This is a genomic window from Comamonas sp. MYb69 (assembly GCF_037479315.1).
Lineage (GTDB): Bacteria > Pseudomonadota > Gammaproteobacteria > Burkholderiales > Burkholderiaceae_C > Comamonas.
Genome location: NZ_JBBGZG010000004.1, coordinates 143,284 through 159,003 on the forward strand (window position 1 = coordinate 143,284; position 15,720 = coordinate 159,003).

The following is a 15,720-nucleotide window of genomic DNA, read 5'->3' on the forward strand; positions in this document are numbered from 1 at the left end:
GGCCCTGGCTGACCTGGCCCGGCCAAGGCGGCTTTCCCCCGGGCGCTTGCTGCTTGGCAGCAATACAACGGATACACCCGTCAGCGGGCCTTCGCCCCACAATGCTTGCATGCGCACACCGACCACTGACACTGAACTGATGCTTTTGTTAGACCGCATAGCCGCCCGCGAGGACAAGGCGCTCCGGCTTTTGTACGACGAGACGGCGTCCCGGCTGTATGGCCTGGCGCTGCGCATTCTGGGCAACAAGGCCTGGGCCGAGGACGTGCTGCAGGACAGCTTTGTCGCCATCTGGCGTAACGCGGGCAGTTACCGCGATTCGCTCAGCCCGCCGCTGGCCTGGATGGGCATGCTGGTGCGCAGCAGGGCGCTGGATTTTCTGCGCCGGCGCAAGGCCGAGCGGCTGGACCAGCATGCGCTGGTCGATGACATGGATGACCTGCCGCAGGGCGACGAGGCACAAGGCCCCATGCAATCGGTGGAGGCCAGTGAGCAGGCGACCGTGTTGCAGCAGTGCATGGAGCGGCTGCAGCAGGCCCAGCGCCAGGTCGTGAGCCTGGCCTATTTGCGAGATTTGAGCCACAGCGAGCTGGCCAGCCACTTCCAGCTGCCGCTGGGCACCGTTAAAACCTGGATGCGCCGCAGTCTGGAGCAGCTGCGCAAGTGCATGGCCCGCCACGTGTAGGCGCAAAGGAGTGCTCTGATGAACCTGGTACAACACCCCGAACTGCTCGACCGCCTGGCCGCCGCTTACGCGCTGGGCACCTTGCGCGCCGGCGCCCGCCGCCGCTTTGAGCAGCTGGCCCGTGCCCACCCGCAGGTGCGCTCGGCCGCACTGCTGTGGCAGGGCCGCTGGTCGGCGCTGTCCGAGCTGCAATCGCCCGTGCAACCCGATGCCGCCGTCTGGACCCGCATCCAGAACCTGGTCGATGCCGACCAGGCGGGCCTGGCGATGGAGCAGCAGCGCGCTGCTGCCAACGCCCGCAGCCCCAAGGCGCTGGCCTGGTGGCGCTCGCTGGCGCTGACCGGTGCCGTGGCCACTGTCGCCGCCATCGGCATTGGCCTCTATGCGCAGCAAAATCTGCAACGCAGCGCAGGCCAGCAGCTCGCTGCCTTGCAGACGGAGCTGCAAAAGACCCAGACTGCCTTGCAGGCCAGCCCCCAGCTGCAGTATGTCGCCGTGCTGGCCGATGGCAAGGCGCAGGCTTCCATGCTGGTGACCTTTGATGCCCGCCAGAGCCAGCTGGTGCTGCAGCGCGTGGGTGGCTACCAGGAGGCCGCCGACCGGTCGCTGCAGCTCTGGGCCTTGCCCGCGCAGGGGGCGCCGCAGTCGCTGGGCGTCATGGGCGAGGGGCGCCTGGCGCAACTGCAGGCCCAACTGGCCCAGGTGCAGGCCGTCCCAGCGCTGGCCGTCAGTCTGGAGCCCAAGGGCGGGGTGCCTAGCGAGACGGGGCCGACCGGGCCGGTGCTGTTCAGCGGGGCTTTGATCAAGCGCGATCTGTAAGCAGATTTTCCCGCTCCACGCCCTGAACCTTAGCGGTACAGGGCATTTTTTTAGCGTCTTCCATAGCGGGAAAATGGTTGCGCTGGCAGCAGTAACCGCCTCCACGGGCGGGCGATTTAACACTCTGTTTTCAAAGAGAATTTATATAACAAATGAGATTTATTCTCATTCGTAATATACTAACGCGCCTTGTCATTTTTACTGCTCGCCCGTCCCCGCCATGTCCGCCCTCCCGTTGGAAGCCTTTCGCGATAGCTATCGCGAGCTGATCGCCTTTGTGGCACGCCGTACCGGCAGCCGCCAATCGGCGCAGGACATCGTACATGACGCCTGGCTGCGCGTGGTGGAGGCGGGGCCCATGGCTCAAAGCCAGCACCCGGCGCCACGCGCCTATCTGTACACGGTGGCCGAGCATCTGGTGATCGACCACTTGCGCCGGGCGGCGCGCACTTCCGAGCGCTTTGACAGCGCCCTGCATGACAGCAGCGCCGGTGTGCAGGCGCTGGGCCAGGATGTGGCCGAGGCCAGCCTGCGGCGCGAGGCGCTGGTGGCGGTCGATGCCGCGATTGCCGCCCTGCCAGAGCGCTGCCGCCGCATGTTCCTGGCCGACCGGCTCGATGGCGAATCGCAGGCGGCGATTGCCGCTGCGCACGGCGTCTCCGTCAAGACGGTGGAGCGCGAGATCATGCGCGCCATGGATGCGATCGAGGCGGCCCTGCACGAATGGCGTGGCGATGGCGTTGTGCAGGCGCTGCCGCGCAAGGGCCGGCGCCGCGCACTGTCGGCCTTGCTCGGTGTGGCAGGGCTGGGCGCCAGCGGCAGCCTGGCCTGGCGCCTGTACCAAAGCCAGGTGGTGACCTGGCAAATCCAGCTGGGCACCGCTACCGGCCGCCAGCTCAACCAGGCCTTGCCCGATGGCAGCAGCATTGCGCTGGATGCGCAGACCCGCCTGGATGTGCGCTACTACGGCAGCAGCCGCTATGTGCAGATGCACCATGGCGCGGCCTTCTTCAAGGTGGCGCGCAATGCCGATGCGCCCTTTATCGTCGATGCCGGCCCGGCCCGCATCACCGTGCTGGGCACCCGGTTTGAAGTGGCCCTCGATAACCAGGGTGGGCTGCGTGTGGCCGTGGAAGAGGGCCGGGTGCGCGTGCAAGAGCGCGGCAGCGATGGCGATCTGGCCGATGCCGGCGATGGCTGGGAGCTGACGGGCAGCCAGAGCCTGGACTGGCAGCCAGGCCAGTCGCCCCGGCGCGACAGCAGCGCGGAAGAGGTGGCGGCTTGGCGCAATGGCTGGCTGGACTTCCGCCACGAGCCGCTGGGCCTGGCGGTGCAGCGCCTGGCCCGTTACTGCCCAGTGCCCTTGCAGGTGGCGCCGGATGCCGAGCATTTGACGATTTTTGGCCGGGTGCGCATTGCCGATGCCCGCGCCTGGCTGCAGCTGCTGCCGCGCAGTGTGCCGGTGGTAGTGCGCGAAGAAGGCCAGGGCGCGGCGCGCCGCATCACGATTGCACGGCGCAAGGCGCAGAGTTGAGCGATGGCGTGCATGCACTATGGACCGGCAGACGGTCATTTAAAAATACTTGCACTGGCGTTGAGGGAAAACTGCGTCTCGTTCGTATTACCTCTTGTGAACCACATGAGGAAAGTACCCTACGCTATGTCGCACCCCTGCAAACGCCACCTGATTGCCCTGGCCATTGCCGCCTTGGCTGGCACGGCCTCGGCCGCTGATTTTGATATTTCCGCCCAGCCGCTCGACAGCGCGCTGGCCCAACTGGCCCGCCAGGCTGGCCTGCAACTGATGGCGCCACCGGCGCTGGTGCAAGGGCGCCCGGGCGCCGCCGTCAAGGGCAGCATGAGCGCCCAGGATGCCGTGCGCCAGCTGCTGCGCAACACCAACCTGGTGGCCCGCATCGAAGGCACAACCCTGGTCATCGACAACGGCCAGACCGCAGGCGAAGTGGCCTTGAACCCGGTGGTGGTGACGGCCCCCGCCACCCGCGCCGGCGACCGCCCCGAGGCCTATGCCGGTGGCAAGCAGGCGCGCGGCAGCCGCATTGGCATGCTGGGCGACCAGGATGTGATGGACACGCCTTTCTCCACCGTGGCCTACACTGCAGAAGCGGTGGCCGACCAGCAGGCCCGCACCTTGGGTGAAGTGCTGGCCAACGACGCCTCGGTGCGCCTGACCACCGCCTCGCAGGGCTTTAGTGAAGACATCCAGGTGCGCGGCTTTGGCATCAGCGGTGGCGATGTGGGCCTCAACGGTCTCTATGGCCTGACTTCGGCCAGCCGCGTGCCGGCCGAGATTCTGGAGCGTGCCGAGCTGCTCAAGGGCCCGGGCGCGATGGTGGGCGGCATGCCGCCGGGCGGCAGCATTGGCGGCGCGATCAATGTGCAGACCAAGCGTGCAGGCGATGAGCCGCTCAACCGCGTGGGCCTGCAGTACCTGGGCCGCGCGCAGTTTGGCACCAGTGTCGATATCTCACGCCGCTTTGGCGAGAACAAGGAATGGGGCGTGCGCGTCAATGGCGCAGCGCGCGGCGGCGAGGCCAGCATCCGTGGTGGCGACCAGAAGCTGGGCGTGGGCGCAATCGCCGTCGACTACCGGGGCAGCAATCTGCGCTGGTCGCTCGACGCCTATGCGCAGCGCGAAGAGATGGAAGATTTTCGCCCGCAGATCGGCTTCAACCCGGCGCTCACGTCTCTGCCCAAGCCACCTAATTCGCGCAGCAACTGGTTCCCCGATACCGATCTGTCGCTGGACGACAAGGTCATCGCCTCGCGCCTCGAAGTCGATCTGAACGACCAGGTCACGGCGTTTGCCGGCATTGGCTACCGCAAGGGCAAGGCCCAGCAGATTTTCCCGACCACGACCACGTCGATGAATGCGGCCGGCGACTTCACCGTGCGCAGCAGCTTCTATGACTCCTACAGCGAGACCAGCAGCGCCGATCTGGGCCTGCGTGCCAAGTTCGCCACCGCCGGTATCAAGCACTCGCTGGTGGTCAGCGCCTCCGACCTGCGCCAGGAGTCCGGCAACGCCTATGTGGCCGGCCTGACCACGTCGCCATCGAACATCTACAACCCCGCGCCCTTGCCGCCGGTCGAAGGCGCGCGCACCGAGCCCAACAAGGCCTCCAAGGCGCACAACTACGGCATCGCGGTGACGGACACCCTGGCCCTGGCCGATGACCGCCTGCTGCTGACCCTGGGCCTGCGCCGCCAGACGGTGGACCTGCGCAACTTCAGCACTGCCACCGGCGCGCAGACCAGCAGCTACGCCAAGAGCGCGACCACGCCGCTGGTCGGCCTGGTGGTCAAGGCCAATGACCAGGTCTCCGTCTACGGCAACTACACGGCCGGCCTCTCGCGTGGTGCCACGGCGCCCAACACGGCGGTCAATGCCGGCGAGGTGTTTCCGCCGTTCAAGTCCAAGCAGTACGAAGCGGGTGTGAAGGTGGATTGGGGCAGCTTCATGACGACGGCCAGCCTGTTCCAGATCAGCCGCCCCAACAGCATGACCGACCCGACCACCAACATCTACAGCTTTGATGGTGAGCAGCGCAACCGGGGCCTGGAGCTGGCCGCCTATGGCGAGCTGCAACGCGGTCTGCGCTTGATGGGGGGCCTCACCTTCAACCGCGCCAAGGTCACCAAGGCGGCGCAGTACCAGGGCAACGATGCCTACGGCGTGCCCAAGATCAATGCCAACCTGGGCGCCGACTGGGATGTGCCCGGCGTGCAGGGCCTGTCCGTCAACGGCCGCATGATCCACACCGGATCGGCCTGGGCCAGCAATGCCAACACCCTCAAGCTCTCGGGCTGGACCCGTTTGGACGTGGGCGCGCGCTACCGCACCCAGGTCAGCGGCAAGGCGGTGGTGCTGCGTGCCAATGTCGAGAACCTGACGGGCAAGAACGTCTGGTTGATCAGCGGCAACAACTACCTGACCTTGAGCGCACCGCGTACCGTGGTGCTGTCGGCAACGGTTGATTTTTGAGAACCTGCGGGTGGTCTCCGCGCAGCTGCGTAGAGACCGCCCACCGGTTCTGGGGAGTGGGCTGCGGGAGCGCACAAGGCGCCTGCAGCATGTTTATCAAAAAAGGAGAGAGAGCATATGTTGAAGAAATCCCTGTCTGCCCTGAGCCTGGCCGTGCTGGCCATGTCCGCTCAAGCCCACCAGGTCTGGCTCGAGCCCGCCGGTGCAGACCATGCCGTGGTGCTGCGCTTTGGCGAGTTTGGCGACAACCTGCGCGAAGCATCCCCCGGCCTGCTGGACCACTTTGGCAAGCCCCAGGGCGTGCTGATCAACGCCAAGGGCGAAGAAAAGGCCGCTGCCGGCAACAAGACCGCCAATGGCTTTGCACTGCCTTTCAGCGTTCAGGCGGGCGAGTCCATCGTGGCGGAGGACGCGAACTACCCGCTGTCCAAGTTCAAGCGTGATGGCAAGGATGTCACCAACTGGTACCACCCCGCTGCACGCCTGGTCACCGGCTTTGCTGCGCAAAAGCCCAAGCTGGCACTGGACCTGACCCCGACCGGCAAGGACGGTGAGTTCAAGGCCACGTTCAAGGGCCAGCCGCTGGCCAAGACCCAGGTCGCGCTGGTCACCCAATCGGGCTGGATGAAAGAGGGCCACACCGATGCGCAAGGCCTGGTGCATTTCGACCTGCCATGGCAAGGCCAGTATGTGGCCGAGATCAAGCACAACGACCGCACGCCCGGCGAGCGCGCTGGCGAGAAGTACGACGGCGTGAGCTATGTGACCTCGGTCACCTATGTGAAGCCGGACGGCGCAGCCCCTGTGGCGGCTGGCCCTGTGGCAACGCCTAACCCGGCCAAATGACCAGCCAGGCGCTGAGCGGCGCCTTGCGCGCCGCGCTGGCCAAGGCCTGCCGGGTCGGCCCGCTGCTCTCGCGCATCGTTGCCGCCATTGGCGGCGGCTATGCGCTGGCGGCGGTGGCCAGCGTGGCCGTGCTGGCCTTGCCGATGGCCAAACCCCAGGCGGTGCTGGCCGGCACCATGGCCAGCTTTCTGGTCTACACCGGCGCGGTGATCTGGGTGTTTGCCGTGCGTTCGGCCACCCGTGCCTGGGTGGGGCTGCTGCTGGCCGCAATACCGCTGCTGCTGGCCGCCTGGCCGGTATGGAATGGAGTGACTCCGGCATGACTGCCATTGATAAAAAAGATAGCAAACCGAGCAAGCCAGCCGTACGCGGCATCCGCCAGACCATGTCCGACCTGCATATCTGGGCCGGGCTGCTGGTGGGCTGGATTCTGTATGCGATGTTTCTCACCGGCACGGTGAGCTACTTCAAGGAAGAGATTTCGCAGTGGATGCGGCCCGAGCTGGCCCACCAGGCCGTGGTGCCCGATGCTGCCGAAGTGGCACCGCGCGTGGCGCAGGTGCTGGAGCAAGTGGCCCCTGGCAGCAACCAGTGGAGCCTGGGCATGCCCGATGCGCGCAACAACGTCGTGAGCGCGTTCTGGCGCATTGCCAAGCCCGAGAAGGGCGAGCGCGGTTTTGGCAGCGCGGTGTTCGATCCGCAGACCGGCCAGAAGGTGGCAGGCCGTGAGACCGTGGGCGGTGAGTTCTTCTACCGTTTCCACTTCCAGTTCCATTACATGCCCGTGCTCTGGGCCCGCTGGCTGGCGAGTTTTTGCGCCATGTTCATGCTGGTGGCCATTGTCAGCGGCGTGATCACGCACAAGAAGATCTTTGTCGACTTCTTCACCTTCCGCTGGGGCAAGGGCCAGCGCTCCTGGCTGGATGCGCACAATGCGCTGTCGGTCTTCGGGCTGCCTTTCCACGCGATGATTACCTATACCGGTCTGGTCACCTTGATGGCCATGACCATGCCCTGGGCCAGCAGCGCTGCGTTCAAGACCCAGGCCGAGCGCCAGGCCATGCAAAGCGAGCTGAGCGCCTTCATCCCCGCAGGCAAGCCCAGTGGCGTGGCCGCGCCGCTGGCCCCTCTGGGCGATATGGTGCGCCAGGCCCAGCAGCGCTGGGGCGAGGACCGCATTGGCCGCGTCACGGTCAACAATGCCGGCGATGCCTCGGCACGCGTGATCGTCACCTATGGCGATTTCGAGCGCGTGTCGATCAGCCCCAAATACATGCTGTTCGAGGGCAGCACCGGCAAGCTGCTCGAGGTCAAGGACCAGGTCGGCGCGGCGGCCGAGACGCGGGGCGTGCTGTACGCCCTGCACCTGGGCCGCTTTGGCGACAGCACCGTGCGCTGGCTCTACTTCCTCACCAGCCTGGCGGGCACGGCCATGGTCGGCACCGGCCTGGTGATGTGGACCGTCAAGCGCCGCAGCAAGCTGCCCCATCCGGACAAGCCTTACTTTGGCTTCTGGCTGGTGGAGCGCCTGAACATTGCGGCGATTGCGGGCCTGAGCATCGGCATGGCCGCCATGCTCTGGGCCAACCGCCTGCTGCCGCTGGGCATGGAAAAGCGCAGCGACTGGGAGATCCACTGGTTCTTCATCCTCTGGGGGGCCAGCCTGGTCTGGGCCATGCTGCGGCCGGCCAAGCGCGCCTGGGTGGAGCTGCTCTGGGCCGGTTGCGCGGCACTGGCCTTGCTGCCGGTCCTCAATGTGCTGACCACCGACCGCCCGCTGTGGCGCAGCCTGATCGAGGGTGACTGGGTGTTCAGCGGGCTGGAGCTGACCTTGCTGGCGCTGGCCGCGCTGCATGCCTGGCTGGCGGTGCGCACCTGGCGCCACCAACCCAAGCTCAAGCCGCAGCGCCAGGCGGCGCCACGGCAAGCGCCTGCCGCACGTGCTGCCGATACCGGCGCCGTGGCCGTCACCAACGCTGTGGCAGCCACCGCTGCCATTGCCACCGATCTGCAGGAGGCCCGGCCATGAACCACCTCGCTATCCAATTGGTGTCGCTGCCGGCGTTTGCACTGCTGGCGCTGGCCATGGACCGCCACCAGCTCGACCTGTTTGGCCGTGAGCTGCTGCCCGGCCAGACCCGGGGCCTGCGCCTGGCCGGCTGGCTGGCGCTGCTGGCCTCGCTGGCGATTGCCGTGGGGCTCAAGGGCTGGTCGCTGGGCCTGGTCACCTGGTGCGGCCATATCTCGCTCAGCGCCGCCATCGTCATCCTCACGATGGTGGCCTGGGAACGCCGCAAATCTGTAAAAAAGTGAGACGCCAGGCGGGTCGGAGGCCCGTCTTGCATCATTTCGTCTTGCACCCTGCCTACAATCGTGCGATGCCGCTAGCAATAAATCTATAAAGCGGATTACTAACAGATTGAACGGAAGGGGAGGCGGTTTGTCACGTGTCTTAGCAACCGAAGCCGAGGTGGTGGCGCTGTCACCGGATGCCTCTTCCACCAAGGCAGCCCAAGGGTTGAAGAACCCCAGCAAATGGCCCAGCCTGGGCTGCAACGCAACGGCAGCCTGGGGCGAATGTCAGGGCAGCGGCTCCAAGCCCTACCAGACCCAGGTCGATCTGAGCGGGCCATCCTTCAAGTGCTCTTGCCCGAGCCGCAAATTCCCTTGCAAACATGGCCTGGCGCTGATGCTGCTGCGCGCAGCCGGCCAGGTGGCCGACAACACCGAGCCGCCCGCCTGGGTCAGCGCCTGGCTGGATGGCCGCGCTGAAAAAGCCGAGAAAAAAGAAGCCAAGGCCGCTGCCATTGCCGCAGCTCCCCCGCCCGATCCCGAGACGCTGGCCAAGCAGCAGGCCAAGCGCGACGACAAGCGCTGGGACAAGGTGGCCGCCGGCATGCAGGAGCTGCAGCTGTGGATGCAGGACATGCTGCGCAACGGCCTGGCCAACCTCTCGGGCGACCAGCAGGCGCGCCAGCACTGGAACACCATGGCCGCGCGCATGGTAGATGCGCAGGCCAGCGGCATGGCCGCCCGCATCAAGGAGGCCTGGGAGCTGGTGGACAGCCACCCGCAATGGTCGCGTGACCTGCTGGTGCAGCTGGGCCACTGGCAATTGCTGGCCGATGCGGTGGCACGCCGCGATGCCCTCGGCGCCGAGACCCGTGCCGATGTGATGGCCGCGCTGGGCTGGCCCATGGACAAGGCCGAGGTGCAGGCGCGCGGCCAGGTGCTGGCCGATGACTGGCGGGTGGTGGGCCTGCGCCAGATCGAGCGCGAAGGCCGCTTGCTGGAGCGCCGCGTATGGCTGCAAGGCCAGCACAGCGGGCGCATTGCCTGGCTGCTCGATTATGCGCAGGGTGGCCGTGGTTTTGAGACCGCCTGGGTGCCGGCGCAATGCTACCGGGGCAGCCTGCATTTCTACCCCGGCCAGGCGCCGCTGCGTGCGATTGCGGGTACTGATATCGAGTTGCTGGCGCCTGGCGCCGGCGCGCCGTTGGGCGAGGCGGCATGGCGCGATGCCTTGGCGCAGCTGAGCCAGCGCATTGCTGCCAACCCCTTGCAGCCGGTGCAGCCGCTGTGGTGCGGCCAGGCGCGTTTGCAGACCAGCGCGGGCCAGTGGTATGCGGTCTGGGCGCAAGGCGACAAGGCCGCCGCGCTGGTGCCGCTGGCCGTGGCCGATGACCAGGCTTGGCAGCTGCAGGCGCTCGGTGGCGGCGCGCCGATGGCGCTGTTTGGCGAATGGGAGGGCGGCCAGCAGCAAGGGCGCTGGCGCCTGCTCAGTGCCTGGCAGGCCGGCGATGGCCAGGCGCCATGGACCAACATCTGGCAGAACCGGGGTGACGTGCTGTGAGCCATGCGAATCTTTGGGCTGCGTTGCAGCAATCGGCGCTGGTGGGCGCCGAGCGGCTGGCGCTGCCAGCCCTCTTTACCCAGGGCATCGACCGCACGGCGCCCGCCAGCCAGCAGGCCCTGCAGGCGGCCTTGATGCAGCCGGCGGGCAGCCAGGCCGAGCAAGTGCTGCGCGCCACGGCCGTTGCTGCGGTGCTGGAGCGCGTGGGCTGGCAGCCCGGTGCATCGCAGCCGCAGCTGGCTGCGGCCGGCGCCGCAGCCGTGGCGCCCCCCGCGGCGGGATCGCGCCCGGCGCCGCAGGGCGAGCCACTGTTGCGGCTGCTCGGCGAAGTGCTGCAGGGCAATGCGCCCGAGCTGCTGGCGCTGGCCTTGGCCAGCCTCGATGAAGCAGGCCAGCGCCTGCCCTATGCGCTGCTGGTGGATGCGCTGCACCAGGGCCGCCAATCGGTGGAACTGCGCCAGTGGCTCACGCCGGTGCTGGGCGAGCGCGGCCGCTGGCTGGCCGCCCAGAACCCGCAGTGGGCCTATGCCCATGGCGTGCAAGAGACGGCCGATGCCGAGCAGATCTGGCAGGAAGGCTCGCTGGAGCAGCGCGTGGCCTTGCTGCAGCAGCAGCGCGCCACCGACCCGGCAGGCGCCCGCGCGCGGCTGGAGGCCAGCCTCAAGGAGCTGGGCGCCCGCGAGCGCGCACCCATGGTGCAGAGCCTGGCGCGCGGCCTGTCGGCCCACGACGAGGCCTTGCTGGAAAAGCTGCTGGGCGACCGCAGCAAGGAAGTGCGCGAGTCGGCCGCCAGCTTGCTGGCCCGCTTGCCGCACAGCCCGCACAGCCAGCGCATGGGCGCAGCGCTCCAGGCCATGCTGAGCCAGGATGCCCAGGGCGAGTGGCAGATCGAGCCGCCCCAAGAGGGCCACAAGGACTGGGAGCGCGACGGCGTCACCCTGCAGCCGCCCGCCTATATCAAGGGCCATCGCGCCTGGTGGCTGCAGCAGCTGGTGGAGCTCACGCCCCTCGATTTCTGGCAGCACCATCTGGGCAAGACGCCCGAGCAGCTCTGGGAATGGAGCCGGCGCAGCGACTGGAAGGGCGCGCTGCGCCAGGGCTGGATCGCGGCGCTGCGTGCGCAGCGCGATGTGCGCTGGCTGCCGCTGATCCAGAGCATGGAGAGCGACTCGCGCAGCAGCGATGTGCTGCCGCTGCTGATGGCCGAGCTGAGTGCTGAAGAGCGCGAAACCCAGTGGCTGGTGCAGTTGCAGGCCAAGCTGGGCAAGAGCGCCTTTATCGAGGCCATCCACCGCATCGACGAAGGCATGGGGCGCGCAGAGTTGCTCTCGCCTGCCATGTCGCGCTGGTTGCTCGAGGCCTTGCTCAGCACCTTGCAGGCACGCCAGCCTGCGGGGAACTGGCACAGCTGGCAGGCCGACCATGCCGTGCTGGCTTGTGCACGCCGCCTGCAGGTGGGCGATCTGGAGCGCTTTGCGCAGCTGTGGCGCGCGCCACGCACGGCAGCGCCTGCCGAGCCCACGGCAACCGAGGACGCTAGCGCGCTGGTGGTGCCCGAAGGCAGCACCGAGGCCGACATCGCCAGACTCAAGCAGGAGCAGCAAGCGCGCCTAGAGCGCTCGCGCCTGCGCCCCTGGGATGACGAGCAGGTGCTCGCCCAACTCAACCGCATTGTCGATCTGCGCCTGGCGCTGCAAGCGGCCCAGCCCGCCTGATGGCGCCCACCACGAACCTTTTGATCTCTACCGGAAGCACACCATGAGCCAAGTACTACGCCAGCATGCCGAGCAGCAATTTGCCGAAGAACTGGATGCCCTGCAAAAGGCCGATGACCGCCCGCGCCCGCCCAACTGGAAGCTCTCGCCCTGGGCCGTGCTGCAGTACCTGATGGGCGGCACGCTGAGCAATGGTTTTGAAGTGAGCGCCAAGTACATCGGCAGCCCACGTCTGATGGAGATTGCCGTCTCCACCCTGGCCACCGACCGCGCACTGCTGCTGTACGGCGTGCCTGGTACGGCCAAGTCCTGGGTGTCCGAGCACCTGGCAGCGGCGGTGAGTGGCGACTCGACCATGCTGATCCAGGGCACGGCCGGCACCAGCGAAGAGCAGCTGCGCTACGGCTGGAACTATGCCCAGCTGCTGGCCCATGGCCCCTCGGAAAAGGCGCTGGTCCCCAGCCCGCTTGTGCATGCGATGAAGCTGGGCAAGATCGCCCGCATCGAAGAGCTGACCCGTATCCCCGCCGATGTGCAGGACACCTTGATCACCGTGCTGTCCGAAAAAACCTTGCCGGTGCCCGAGCTCTCGACCGAGTTCCAGGCCGTCGCCGGCTTCTCGGTGATCGCCACGGCCAACAACCGCGACAAGGGCGTCAACGAGCTCTCCAGCGCCTTGAAGCGCCGCTTCAACACCGTCGTGCTGCCCGTGCCTGCCTCGCAGGATGAGGAGGTGCAAATCGTCACCAAGCGCGTGGGCGAGCAAAGCCGCGCGCTGCAGCTGCCTGCCGAGGCACCGGCGTTGGAAGAAGTGCGCCGCGTGGTGCAGATTTTCCGCGAGCTGCGCAATGGCCAGACCGAAGACGGCAAGACCGTGCGCATCAAGTCGCCCAGCTCCGCCTTGTCGACCGCGGAGGCGATCTCGGTGATCAACAGCGGCATGGCGCTGGCCGGCCATTTTGGCGATGGCGTGCTGCGTGCGCATGATGTCGCCTCGGGCCTCTTGGGCGCCGTCATCAAGGACCCGGTGCAGGACAGCGTGGTCTGGAAGGAATACCTGGAGACGGTGGTGAAGGAGCGCGCAGAGTGGAAAGACCTGTACCGCGCCTGCCGCGAGCAAATCTAAGCCGCTGACGCCGTTCTTCTTCTGCCCCCGACAACGCTGACCGAGCCCATGGCCACTTCTGCTGACAACGTCCATTTCTTTGGCATTCGCCACCACGGCCCGGGCTGTGCGCGCAGCCTGGTGCAAGCGCTGGCGCAACTGCAGCCCGACTGCCTGCTGGTGGAAGGCCCGCCCGAAGGCGAGGCCCTGCTGCCGATGCTGCGCAGTGCCGAGCTGCGCCCGCCTGTCGCCATGCTGGTGTACATGCAAGACGAGCCCAGCCAGGCCGCGTTCTACCCCTTTGCCGAGTTCTCGCCCGAATGGCAGGCGCTGCAATGGGCGAGCGAGCAGGGCGTGGCCACGCGCTTTATCGACCTGCCCCAAACCCATGCGATGGCCCAGGACTGGGCACGGCGCCAGGCGCTGAAAAAGCCGGAGCCTGCGCAAGAGGTGGACGGGGAAGAGGGCGAGGACGATGCGCTGGAGGAAGCGGAAGAGGCGCCAGGCGATGCCACTGAGGCCAGCGCCGACACGGCCCCGGTGGTGGATATGGACAGCGACGTCGGCGAACCGATCGAGAGCAAGCAGCCGCCAATGCGCGACCCGCTCGACTGGCTCGCCCATGCGGCCGGCTTTGAGGATGGCGAGAGCTGGTGGAACCGCTTGGTGGAAGAGCGGGGTAACAGCGAAGCGCTGTTCAGCAGCATCAACGAGGCCATGACGGCAGTGCGCAGCGAACTGGGCGACGACGGCGAGGCCTGGCGCGGCCCCCACTATGTGCTGCGCGAGGCCCAGCGGGAGGCGCATATGCGCCAGTGCATCCGTGAGGCAGTCAAGGCCGGCTACCAGCGCATTGCGGTGGTCTGCGGCGCCTGGCATGTGCCGGCGCTGCAGCAAAGCACCACCGCCAAGGCCGACAGCGCCGTGCTCAAGGGCTTGCCCAAGGCCAAGGTGCTGGCGACCTGGGCGCCCTGGACCTACCGCAACCTGGCCAGCCGCAGCGGCTATGGCGCAGGCGTCACCTCGCCGGGCTGGTACGCGCATCTCTGGCAGTGCTACCGGGCCGATGCGGCCTTGTCACAGCATGCAGCAGAAGGCCTGGCCGTACCTGCACGCAGCGCCCGCGATGCCGCCACCTTGCGCACCGCAGGCTGGCTGACCCGCGTGGCGCGGCTGCTGCGCGACAAGGACCTGGACTGCTCCAGCGCCCACATCATCGAGGCCACCCGTTTGGCCGAAGGGCTGGCTGCCATGCGCGGCCAGCCGATACCGGGGCTGCAGGAGATCAACGAGGCCATCGTCACGGTGGTCTGCATGGGCGAGACCGCACCGCTGAACCTGATCGACGACGAGCTCACCGTCGGCCATGTGCTGGGCACGGTGCCCGCCGATGTGCCGCAGGTGCCGCTGCAGCGCGATATTGAGCAGCAGCAGAAATCGCTGCGCATGAAGCCCGAGGCGGCGAGCAAACTGCTGGCGCTGGACCTGCGCAAGGAGACCGACCTGGCGCGCAGCCATTTTCTGCACCGCCTGCGCTTGTTGGGCATTGGCTGGGGCACGCGCGCGGCCGATGCGCAGCGCAACCGTGGCACCTTCCGCGAGAGCTGGCAGATGCAGTGGGAGCCCGAGCTGGCCGTGCGCATCATCGAGGCCAGCGTGCATGGCGCCACCGTGGCGCAGGCCGCCACCGCGCGCCTGCGCGCCAGCCTCCCGCCCGATACGCCCTTGCCCGAGATTGCGCAGGCGATTGACGACGCGCTGCTGGCCAATCTGCCGCAGCTGGTCGAGTCGCTGATCGCCACCCTGGCCGAGCGCGCGGCCACCACCGGTGATGTGGCCCAGCTGCTGCAGGCGCTGCCGCCGCTGGCCAATGTGTACCGCTACGGCAGCGTGCGCCAGACCGATACCGCCTTGCTGGCCACCGTCATCGATTCGCTGGTGCTGCGCGCCGCCATTGGCCTGCCCGTCGCCTGCATGGCGATGGACGAAGAGGCCGCTGCCGCGATGAAGGGCAAGGTGCTGGCCGCGCACGAGGCGCTGCGCCTGCGTGGCAACGATGCACAAGCCCAAGCCGCAGTCGACGCCTGGCGCGCTGCGCTGCGCAGCCTGGCCATGGGCGATGCCGCTGCCGCCTTGCTGCGCGGCATGGCCTGCCGGCTGCTGCTCGATGAGCATCTGCTGGACAGCGCCGAGGTGGTGCTGCAGTTCAACCGCAACCTCTCACTGGGCGCGGCGCCGCTGGATGTCGCCGCCTGGCTGGATGGCTTTTTGAACCAGCAGGCGCTGGTGCTGCTGCACGATGAAGCCATCTGGGGCGCCGTCGATGCCTGGCTGGCCGGGTTGGGCGAAGTGCAGTTTGCGCAGATTTTGCCGCTGGTGCGGCGCAGCTTTGCCAACTTCAGCAAGCATGAGCGCCAGAGCCTGGGCGACAAGGCCCGGCGCGCGCCGGTGGCCGGTGCGGCCGCGCCTGCCGCCTTGGCGCTGGGCGATGAGGATGCACCCTGGGACGAGGCGCGTGCCGTGCTGGCCTTGCCATTGCTCAACACCTTGCTGGGGCTGGAGCTGCCGCCCGAGTTGCTGGCGCAGATTGCCGCTGCCTCGGCCCCCCGCAACGACGCCCCAACGCTGGAGTGATGACGATGACGAATGCCACCCATCCCGCGCCAGGCACGGCGCAAGACGATAGCCAAA

General features: G+C 67.5%; 12 protein-coding genes. All 12 read left to right on the forward strand.

What is annotated here, in order from left to right:
• The first annotated feature begins 109 nt into the window (after window positions 1–109).
• The 12 genes from WH303_RS06995 (at window position 110) to WH303_RS07050 (ending at window position 15,663) form a co-directional block, all read left to right on the forward strand.
• On the forward strand, window positions 110–685 hold the full coding sequence (locus tag WH303_RS06995) for a sigma-70 family RNA polymerase sigma factor (protein ID WP_339517608.1): 576 nt from the start codon (window positions 110–112) through the stop codon (window positions 683–685).
• Between the two features lie 18 nt (window positions 686–703).
• Entirely contained in the window at window positions 704–1,504 is an 801-nt protein-coding gene (locus WH303_RS07000) for an anti-sigma factor (RefSeq protein WP_339517609.1), read from the forward strand.
• A gap of 220 nt (window positions 1,505–1,724) precedes the next feature.
• Complete coding sequence (locus tag WH303_RS07005; protein ID WP_339517611.1) at window positions 1,725–3,038, forward strand: sigma-70 family RNA polymerase sigma factor; 1,314 nt, start codon at window positions 1,725–1,727, stop codon at window positions 3,036–3,038.
• Between the two features lie 126 nt (window positions 3,039–3,164).
• Window positions 3,165–5,510: a TonB-dependent receptor gene (locus WH303_RS07010; RefSeq protein ID WP_339517613.1), complete on the forward strand. Its 2,346-nt coding sequence runs from the start codon at window positions 3,165–3,167 to the stop codon at window positions 5,508–5,510.
• A 117-nt stretch (window positions 5,511–5,627) separates the two neighbouring features.
• Entirely contained in the window at window positions 5,628–6,356 is a 729-nt protein-coding gene (locus tag WH303_RS07015) for a cobalt ABC transporter substrate-binding protein (protein WP_339517614.1), read from the forward strand.
• Window positions 6,353–6,679, forward strand: a complete 327-nt coding sequence (locus WH303_RS07020; RefSeq protein ID WP_021027639.1) for a DUF3649 domain-containing protein — start codon at window positions 6,353–6,355, stop codon at window positions 6,677–6,679. Before WH303_RS07015 ends, WH303_RS07020 begins: the two co-directional genes overlap by 4 nt.
• Window positions 6,676–8,385 carry a PepSY-associated TM helix domain-containing protein gene (locus WH303_RS07025; RefSeq protein ID WP_339517617.1) on the forward strand — a complete coding sequence of 570 codons (1,710 nt, stop codon included), beginning with the start codon at window positions 6,676–6,678 and terminating at the stop codon, window positions 8,383–8,385. The genes WH303_RS07020 and WH303_RS07025 overlap by 4 nt, the downstream gene beginning before the upstream one ends.
• A complete protein-coding gene (locus tag WH303_RS07030; protein ID WP_339517619.1) occupies window positions 8,382–8,669 on the forward strand; it encodes a DUF3325 domain-containing protein in 288 nt (95 codons plus the stop codon). Before WH303_RS07025 ends, WH303_RS07030 begins: the two co-directional genes overlap by 4 nt.
• 127 nt (window positions 8,670–8,796) lie before the next feature.
• A complete protein-coding gene (locus WH303_RS07035) occupies window positions 8,797–10,209 on the forward strand; it encodes an SWIM zinc finger family protein (protein WP_339517621.1) in 1,413 nt (470 codons plus the stop codon).
• Window positions 10,206–11,924, forward strand: a complete 1,719-nt coding sequence (locus tag WH303_RS07040) for a DUF5691 domain-containing protein (RefSeq protein ID WP_339517622.1) — start codon at window positions 10,206–10,208, stop codon at window positions 11,922–11,924. Before WH303_RS07035 ends, WH303_RS07040 begins: the two co-directional genes overlap by 4 nt.
• A gap of 43 nt (window positions 11,925–11,967) precedes the next feature.
• Complete coding sequence (locus WH303_RS07045; protein ID WP_339517624.1) at window positions 11,968–13,050, forward strand: ATP-binding protein; 1,083 nt, start codon at window positions 11,968–11,970, stop codon at window positions 13,048–13,050.
• Between the two features lie 48 nt (window positions 13,051–13,098).
• The gene (locus WH303_RS07050) at window positions 13,099–15,663 is read left to right on the forward strand and encodes a DUF5682 family protein (RefSeq protein ID WP_339517626.1); all 2,565 of its coding nucleotides are present in this window, start codon (window positions 13,099–13,101) and stop codon (window positions 15,661–15,663) included.
• Window positions 15,664–15,720: the final 57 nt, after the last annotated feature.

Bases quoted from the DNA above. Each gene is read 5' to 3' on its own strand.
- WH303_RS07050 (WP_339517626.1), top strand. From the start codon at position 13,099: ATGGCCACTTCTGCTGACAACGTCCATTTCTTTGGCATTCGCCACCAC.
- WH303_RS07005 (WP_339517611.1), top strand. From the start codon at position 1,725: ATGTCCGCCCTCCCGTTGGAAGCCTTTCGCGATAGCTATCGCGAGCTG.
- WH303_RS07045 (WP_339517624.1), top strand. From the start codon at position 11,968: ATGAGCCAAGTACTACGCCAGCATGCCGAGCAGCAATTTGCCGAAGAA.
- WH303_RS07025 (WP_339517617.1), top strand. From the start codon at position 6,676: ATGACTGCCATTGATAAAAAAGATAGCAAACCGAGCAAGCCAGCCGTA.
- WH303_RS07020 (WP_021027639.1), top strand. From the start codon at position 6,353: ATGACCAGCCAGGCGCTGAGCGGCGCCTTGCGCGCCGCGCTGGCCAAG.
- WH303_RS07000 (WP_339517609.1), top strand. From the start codon at position 704: ATGAACCTGGTACAACACCCCGAACTGCTCGACCGCCTGGCCGCCGCT.
- WH303_RS06995 (WP_339517608.1), top strand. From the start codon at position 110: ATGCGCACACCGACCACTGACACTGAACTGATGCTTTTGTTAGACCGC.
- WH303_RS07015 (WP_339517614.1), top strand. From the start codon at position 5,628: ATGTTGAAGAAATCCCTGTCTGCCCTGAGCCTGGCCGTGCTGGCCATG.
- WH303_RS07030 (WP_339517619.1), top strand. From the start codon at position 8,382: ATGAACCACCTCGCTATCCAATTGGTGTCGCTGCCGGCGTTTGCACTG.
- WH303_RS07010 (WP_339517613.1), top strand. From the start codon at position 3,165: ATGTCGCACCCCTGCAAACGCCACCTGATTGCCCTGGCCATTGCCGCC.